General features: G+C 62.6%; 5 protein-coding genes. 2 read left to right on the plus strand and 3 right to left on the minus strand.

The window, feature by feature from the left end:
• The 3 genes from ACXJMY_RS37535 to ACXJMY_RS37545 all read right to left on the minus strand — a co-directional run.
• The coding region (locus ACXJMY_RS37535) for an MFS transporter (protein ID WP_456624387.1) at positions 1 to 773 on the minus strand (773 nt) is incomplete at its 3' end.
• Positions 774 to 1155: 382 nt separating this feature from the next.
• Complete coding sequence (locus ACXJMY_RS37540) at positions 1156 to 1695, minus strand: hypothetical protein (protein ID WP_456624388.1); 540 nt, start codon at positions 1693 to 1695, stop codon at positions 1156 to 1158.
• Between the two features lie 207 nt (positions 1696 to 1902).
• Positions 1903 to 2604: a GntR family transcriptional regulator gene (locus ACXJMY_RS37545; protein WP_456624389.1), complete on the minus strand. Its 702-nt coding sequence runs from the start codon at positions 2602 to 2604 to the stop codon at positions 1903 to 1905.
• Positions 2605 to 2779: 175 nt separating this feature from the next.
• Between ACXJMY_RS37545 and ACXJMY_RS37550 the strand changes: the two genes are divergently transcribed.
• Positions 2780 to 4498 carry an IlvD/Edd family dehydratase gene (locus ACXJMY_RS37550; RefSeq protein ID WP_456624390.1) on the plus strand — a complete coding sequence of 573 codons (1719 nt, stop codon included), beginning with the start codon at positions 2780 to 2782 and terminating at the stop codon, positions 4496 to 4498.
• Between the two features lie 61 nt (positions 4499 to 4559).
• Complete coding sequence (locus ACXJMY_RS37555; protein WP_456624391.1) at positions 4560 to 5567, plus strand: TRAP transporter substrate-binding protein; 1008 nt, start codon at positions 4560 to 4562, stop codon at positions 5565 to 5567.
• The last annotated feature ends 62 nt before the right edge of the window (positions 5568 to 5629 follow it).

Here is a 5629-nt window from a genome sequence, read left to right on the forward strand (position 1 = left end):
GTGTAGGCGCTGCCGAACGGCATCAGCATGTAGCCGCCGGTCGCCAGTAGCGTCGTCACCGCGAACGCCATCCAATAGCGTGGCTGCGCGACCGTTGCGATCAGGTGCTGGAACGGGTTTTGATCCTGCTTCAGCGCGAGATGGCCGTTCACCGGTTTCATCAGGAACAGCACGGCGGCCATCCCGATCACCGACAGGCCGACCAGCGCGCCGAACGCGACGTGCCAGTTCCAATGGTTGGAGAGAAAAAGACCGGCCGGGATGCCGAGCACCTGGCTTGCCGCGAAGGCGGTTTGCACGAAGCCCATCACGCGGCCGCGCAATTGCAGCGCAAAGAGATCGGTGACGATGGCGAGCACGACGGAGCCGATCACACCGCCGAACAGGCCGGTGACGATCCGCCCGAACAGCAGCACATGATAGTTGGGAGCGATCGCGCAAAGCGCCGTTCCGAGGGTGAAGCCGACATAGAAAAACAACAGCAGCCATTTGCGATCGAACCGATCGGCAAAGCCGGCCGCCAGGATGCCGGAAACTCCCGCGCTGAATGCGTAGGCCGAGACCGCCACCCCGAACTGGGCGGCGGAAATATCGAGCGCCGGCATGATGATGGCGCCGAGCGGCGACATGATCATGAAGTCGATGATGATCGTGAACTGGACCAGCGCCAGCAGCGCAACGAGGATCGCCTGGTAGCGCGAAAAGCCGCGGGATAACTCTTGTCGCTGGTCTTGCCGCTGGTCGATCGGCTCCGTCAGGGTTTGTTCGGTCATGACATTTCATTCGGAAGGGAAGGGTGGGGACGTGCGATCTGCCGCCGGACGCCGGCCTCTATTTATTCTGGTTCTGCGTTATTTCGATGGCTTGACAAAACGGTCTTAATGCCTGTTTCGACGCGGTGTGTCGGTTGAGGCTTCGGTAGGTCCTATCGCCACTTCCCCCGCATGCTGGCACAAATTTGTGAGCGCTGGAGAACTCATGTTGTTCTTGGTTGCGTAAAGCCGGAAAGTCAATCAGCAGAACGGGCTGCTGCCAAATTTTCGATGAAGAGTAGGGGGCGGCTTCGGGTTCAAAAGCCGACGTCATCCGACGCTTCAGCCACGTCTGCTATGGGGCCGATAGGCGACATCGAATGGCTAACTAGTCGGCCTTCGACTATGTCAGCCGCGTCTCATCCTTCAGATATTGCGCCACGCTCGTCCGCGCTGCGGAGTGCTCGAAATTCTGTGCAGTGTCCATCAAGAATGCGAGGAAGCTCGGCGTCAGAGCCTGATGATTGTAGGGGCCGTAATCTTCCGGCGACAGAATGTAATTCCTGAAGAGCGAAATAAACACTCGAATCATATGCTCCCAATTTTTCTCACGCTTCAGGTCCATCGCCAGATAAAGCTCCTGCATCGCGAACGACATAAGCGTGAAGAGCGTTCGATAGCGACGATAGCGCGGGATATCCTTCTTCAACTCCGCAAACGATGTTGGATTTGACCCCAAGTAGAGTATGTCGCTATTTTTTAGAAAAGCGTCCAGCATCTCTCGATAGTGGTTCTTCGCTATCATTACGGCATTGATCTGCCGATTGCTCCTCAATTGTACCCGCGCTGCCAAAATGCCACCTACGATGGAGGCGGCTGGTGCGAGTTTCAAAAGGAAGTCGATGATTTCGGTCCAGCTCACTCCGAACAGCCCTGTAGCCATGCCAACCTCCCGAAATGCGGTACGTGCGACGACAGGATGCTAAATTTTGGTAGCCGCGACTACGGGTGACGCGGCAACGGCGATCAGAAACTGCGCCAAGCGGTTTGGGAAGGTCCTATCAGACCAAACGACCGCTACGGGTCAAAAGGCGAAATGCCGACGTTGCCTGCATTAGGGCTGCTTCGCCACGAGAAGCGGACGTCTCTCTTATGAGTTCGCGCCCACTCGCTCAGCTTCCTCGCCCGCGATCCGCGCGAGATAATCCTTCTTGCTGAACTGCATGTGGTCGACGCAGAGCTGCGCCAGTGCCCAGCTGTCACGGCCTTTCAACAGCTCGATCATCAGCTCGTGCTGGCGCCGCGATTGCGCGAGGCCCTCGCGGTCGGCGAGATTCTTGGCGCGCATCGGCAGCGTCAGGTTCATGTAGTCCTGGAGCGAGCGCACCAGGTAGGGATTGCCGCAGGCCGCGAACAGCGCGACGTGGAAGGCGTCGTTGGCCTCGTGAATGCCGCGCAAATCCTGCACCTCCGCCTTGGCGCAGTACTGCCGTTGCAATGCGGTCAATGCGTCGATCAGGCCTGGCGGTGCGGGCAGGGGGATCATCAGCGCCGCCTGCCGCGTCAGCATCTCCCGGACCTCGTAGATCTGCCGGACTTCTTCGGCGGAATAGAACCGTACGGTGGCGCCGACATTCCTCTCGCGGCGGACGATGCCGCGGCGCTCAGCTTCCACCAGCGCCTGGCGCACGAAGTGCCGCGACGTGCCGTAAGCCGACATCAGCGCGTCTTCGGTGAGGCGCGCGCCCGGCGCGAGGCGGCCGAAGATGATGTCCTCCTCGAGCCGCGCGACGACGTCGTCCGGATCATCGCGCCGGACCGTCATTGCCTCCGCGGTGCGCGTATCGGACATCCCTTTTGCCTCCCGGCCCCGGCCGGTTCTGCCTGTGGAGCAGGGAGAGCCCGGATTGTCAATAATCTCCTCAGGTTTGCGGCGCAGAAGTCCAAAAAACGCCGACGAGGCACCTGACTTATTGACAATCGAGGGGCAGCCTGTAGGACAATGGCAGGGCGATTGGAGTGGCATGATGACGAGTGGCTTGCGCAAGGGTCTGACGAGCTATGGCGATGCCGGCTTCTCGCTGTTCCTGCGCAAGGCGTTCATCAAGGCCATGGGCTATTCCGACGACGCGCTGGAGCGCCCGATCGTCGGCATCACCAACACCTACAGCGACTACAATCCCTGCCACGGCAACGTGCCCCAGATCATCGAGGCCGCGAAGCGCGGCGTGATGCTGTCGGGCGCGATGCCCTTCGTGTTCCCGACCATCTCGATCGCCGAGAGCTTCGCGCATCCGACCTCGATGTATCTGCGCAACCTGATGGCGATGGACACCGAGGAGATGATCCGGGCCCAGCCGATGGATTCGGTGATCGTGATCGGCGGCTGCGACAAGACGCTGCCGGCGCAGGTCATGGCCGCAATCAGCGCCGATCTGCCGACGGTGGTCATCCCCGTGGGGCCGATGGTCGTCGGCCATCACAAGGGCGAGGTGCTGGGTGCCTGCACCGATTGCCGCCGGTTGTGGGGCAAGTATCGCGCCGGTGAAATGGATGATGCCGAGATCGAGGCGGTCAACGGCCGTCTCGCGCCGTCGGTCGGCACCTGCATGGTGATGGGCACGGCTTCGACCATGGCCTGCATGATTGAGGCCATGGGCCTGTCGCTGCCGATGAGCGCGACGATTCCCGCGCCGCATGCCGAACGCTTCCGTCTTGCCGAGGCCAGCGGCCGGGTGGCCGCCGAGATGGCCAAGACCAAGGGGCCGAAGCCGAGCGAGTTGCTGACGCCGGCTTCGTTCAAAAATGCGCAGGTCGTGCTTCAGGCGATCGGCGGCTCGACCAACGGCCTGATCCATCTGACGGCGATGGCGCATCGCTCGCCGCACCGGCTCGATCTCGGCGTGTTCGACCAGATCGGCCGCGAGGTGCCGGTGCTGGTCGACCTCAAGCCGTCCGGCGAGCACTATATGGAGCATTTCCATCACGCCGGCGGCGTGCCGAAATTGCTGGCGCAGCTCGGCGACCTCGTCGATCTCGATGCGAAAACCATCTCCGGCCAGACGCTGCGCGATGTCGTCGCGCATGCGGAAGACGTGCCCGGCCAGGACGCCATCCGCCCGCGCGACAATCCGATCAAGAAGGAAGGCGGGCTCGCCGTCCTGCACGGCAACCTCGCGCCGCGCGGTGCGGTGATCAAGCAGTCGGCCGCGAGCCCAAAACTGTTGCAGCATACCGGGCGCGCCGTTGTCTTCGAGTCCGTCGAGGACATGACCTTGCGGGTCGACGATCCCGATCTCGACGTCACCGCCGACGATGTGCTGGTGCTGCGCAATGCCGGGCCCAAGGGCGCGCCAGGCATGCCCGAGGCGGGCTATCTGCCGATCCCGAAGAAGCTCGCGCGCGGCGGCACCAAGGACATGGTGCGCATCTCGGATGCGCGCATGAGCGGCACGGCGTTCGGCACCATCGTGCTGCACATCACGCCGGAATCCGCCGTCGGCGGCCCGCTGGCGCTGGTCAAGAACGGCGACATGATCCGCCTCGACGTCGCCAAACGCAGCATCGAGCTGCTGGTCGATGCGGCCGAGCTGGAGCGCCGCCGCGCGGCGTTGAAGCCGGCCGCTGCGCCGGATGAAGCGCGGCGTGGCTACGCCTGGCTGTTCAACGAGACCATCATGCAGGCCGACGAGGGCTGCGACTTCGATTTCATGCAGAGGACTGGGAAGCAGACGGAGAAGGGGTGACCAACCACCCGAACGAACGCCCAGACCGCTGAAGCGGCGGGCGACAAAACAGGGGGAAACGATGATCGCACGATCCATGCCAAGATTCTTACATGGGCTCGCGGCTGCTGCCGCCATGCTGTTCGTCACCGGGGCCGGAGCGCAGGAGGTGAAGCATTATCGCTTCGCCTACGACCAGCCGCGCAACACCGGCTATTCGATCGCGGGCGACCTCTTTGCCGACAAGCTCAAGGAATTGAGCAAGGGCACCATGATCATCGACCAATATCCCGGCGCGCAGCTCGGGCAGGAGCCGCAGGTGCTCCAGCTCGTCAAAGCCGGCGACGTCGAATTCGCGATCATCTCCTCGGCCAACACCGCGACGATCTCGCCGCAGGCCGGCGTGATGTCGCTGCACTTCCTGTTCCGCGACGAGAACCACGTGGTCAAGGGGCTGGCCGATCCCCGCGTGTTCGAGGCGCTCAAGACCATGATCGACGAGACCACGCAGGGCCTGCACGTGATCGCGACCGGCTCGCAGGGCGTGCGCCACATGTACAGCAGGCGGGAGATCCACAATGTCGGCGACGTCAAGGGCCTGAAGGTCCGCGTCCAGGCGACCGCGACCGAAGACTTGATGTTCCCGGCCTATGGTGCCCAGACCGTGCACATGCCGTTCGGCAGCGTCTATACTTCGTTGCAGACCGGCGTGGTCGAGGTCGCCGAGAACAGCATCAACGTCTATCTCGTCAACAAGCATTACGAGGTCGCGCCGGTGCTGAACATCACCGAGCACGAGGCCAACAACGCGCTGGTGTTCATCTCCGACAAGCTCTGGCAGAGCCTGTCGGCAGAGCAGAAGGGCTGGGTGCAGGCGGCGGCCAACGAGATCAGCACCAAGGAGCCGCAGAAGGCGTTCGACCTCGAGCGCACGGCGGCCGACAAGCTGAAGAAGATGGGCGTCAAGATCGTCGACAACGTCGACAAGAAGAGCTTCACGGCCGTCGCCGACCCCTATCTCGACAAGCTCGCCAAGGAGCTCGGCCCGCATGCCGAGAAGATCAAGGATCTGATCCGGTCGGTGAATTAGGCCGCGTGCGCCGCTCTCTCCCCGCGTCGTCCCGGCGAAGGCCGGGACCCATACTCCGCGGC

It is taken from the genome of Bradyrhizobium sp. P5_C12 (assembly GCF_054049735.1).

Bases quoted from the DNA above. Each gene is read 5' to 3' on its own strand.
- ACXJMY_RS37550 (WP_456624390.1), top strand. From the start codon at position 2,780: ATGACGAGTGGCTTGCGCAAGGGTCTGACGAGCTATGGCGATGCCGGC.
- ACXJMY_RS37545 (WP_456624389.1), bottom strand. From the start codon at position 2,604: ATGTCCGATACGCGCACCGCGGAGGCAATGACGGTCCGGCGCGATGAT.
- ACXJMY_RS37555 (WP_456624391.1), top strand. From the start codon at position 4,560: ATGATCGCACGATCCATGCCAAGATTCTTACATGGGCTCGCGGCTGCT.
- ACXJMY_RS37540 (WP_456624388.1), bottom strand. From the start codon at position 1,695: ATGGCTACAGGGCTGTTCGGAGTGAGCTGGACCGAAATCATCGACTTC.